The organism is Streptomyces sp. NPDC055078 (assembly GCF_053607985.1).
On sequence record NZ_JBSGUP010001027.1, the window covers coordinates 1 to 1,807 of the forward strand.

The 1,807-nt window shown below is 70.6% G+C and carries 1 protein-coding gene; it reads left to right on the forward strand.

Annotated elements, in window-relative coordinates:
* The coding region (locus ACWF94_RS39800; RefSeq protein WP_453500066.1) for a prolyl oligopeptidase family serine peptidase at positions 1-1,779 on the forward strand (1,779 nt) is incomplete at its 5' end.
* Positions 1,780-1,807: the final 28 nt, after the last annotated feature.

Consider the following 1,807-nt stretch of genomic DNA (forward strand, 5'->3'; position numbering starts at 1 on the left):
GAGGAGTACCACGACTACGGCTCCAACCTCGATGTGGCGCTCTCCCAGGTCATGCTGCGGAACCTCGGCCTGGCGCTGCCCCCGATGGCGCTGTGGTCCCCGGACTCCACCCGGCTGCTCACCCACCGCATCGACCAGCGCATGCTGCCCGAGCAGGTGTTGGTCGAGGCCGCACCGCGCGGCGGCGGCCGGCCGGAGGAGCGGCGCCTGCGCTACGCGATGCCCGACGACGAGGAGAGCGCCACCCTGGCCTTCGTGGTCCTGGACGTCGCCGGACGCACAGCCGTCCACCAGCGGGCGGAGCCGTGGCACATCGACTTTCTGTCCCCGGTCGCGCTCAGCCGGGTCCGCTGGTCGGAGGACGGGACGGCCGTGCACTACCTGCATTCGACCCGCGGGCTGAAGTCGCTGTCGATGATCCGGCTGGACCCGGACACCGGTGAGACGGCCACGCTGGTGTCGGAGTCCTCTGCGAGCCGCGTGGAGGCCTCGGTGGTCATCATGGAGAAGCCCGCCGCCCGTGTGCTCGGCTCCGGTGAGGTGCTCTGGTTCTCCCAGCGCGACGGCTGGAGCCATCTGTATCTGTACGGCGCCGACGGCGCCCTCACCGGCCGGATCACCGAGGGCCCGTGGCTGGTCCGCCACGTACTGCATGTGGACGAGCAGGCGCGCACGGTGTTCTTCACCGCGTCGGGCCTGGCCGAAGGCGATCCGTACGCACAGCAGCTCTGCCGGGCCGGTCTCGACGGCTCCGGATTCACCCGGCTGACCGACGACGACCTCCACCATGACGTGACCGCATCGCCGTCGGGCGCGCTCTTCCTGGACAGCGCGTCCGCGGTGGACACCCCTCCGGTCACCGTCGCCCGGGACGCCTCGGGCACGGTGCTGCTGGAGGTCGAGCGGGCCGACGCGACGGCCCTGGTGGCAGCGGGCTGGACCGCTCCGGAGCGGTTCACCGTCAAGGCGGCCGACGGCGTCACCGACCTCCACGGCATCCTGTGGCGCCCCCACGGCTTCGACCCCTCGGGGAGCTACCCGGTCATCGACAACCCCTATCCGGGGCCGCAGGTCCACCGGGTGGAAGCCGGTTTCACCGGCAGTTTCACCGGTCAGCCGGAGGCGTTGGCGGCGCTCGGCTTCGTCGTGGTGGCCCTCGACGGGCGGGGTACGCCCGGACGCAGCCAGGCGTTCCTCAGCGAGTCCCACGGAAACCTGGGCAGCGCCGGGACCCTGGACGACCATGTGGCCGCCATCCGGCAGCTCGCCACCCGGTACCCGTGGATCGACACCGGCCGGGTCGGTGTGTTCGGCGAGTCCGGTGGCGGCTTCGCGACCGTCCGCGCCCTCCTGGCGCACGGCGACTTCTACCGGGTGGGAGTCGCCATGTGCGGCAACCACGACATGCGCTTCTACCTGAGCGGCTGGCTGGAGTGGTACCTGAGTGACGAGAGCGAGGAGGCGCGGCGCGCCACGTCCAACCCGGAACTGGCCGCTGAACTCACAGGCAAGCTGATGCTGATCCACGGTGAGCTGGACGACAATGTCCTGCCGTATCTGACGACCCGTCTGGTCGACGCGCTGATCGAGGCGGACAAGGACTTCGATCTGCTGATCGTGCCGGGCGTGGAGCACAGTTTCCTCGGCCGGCGCCACTATGTGACGCGCCGGAAGTGGGACTACCTCGTCCGGCATCTGCACGGTGTCGAGCCCCCGGCCGGCCGCCGGGTGGAGCCGTTCCCGATGGACATCGAGGAGCTGATGGACTTCCTCGGCTGAACCGGGAAGCGGATACGGGAGGGCCCGG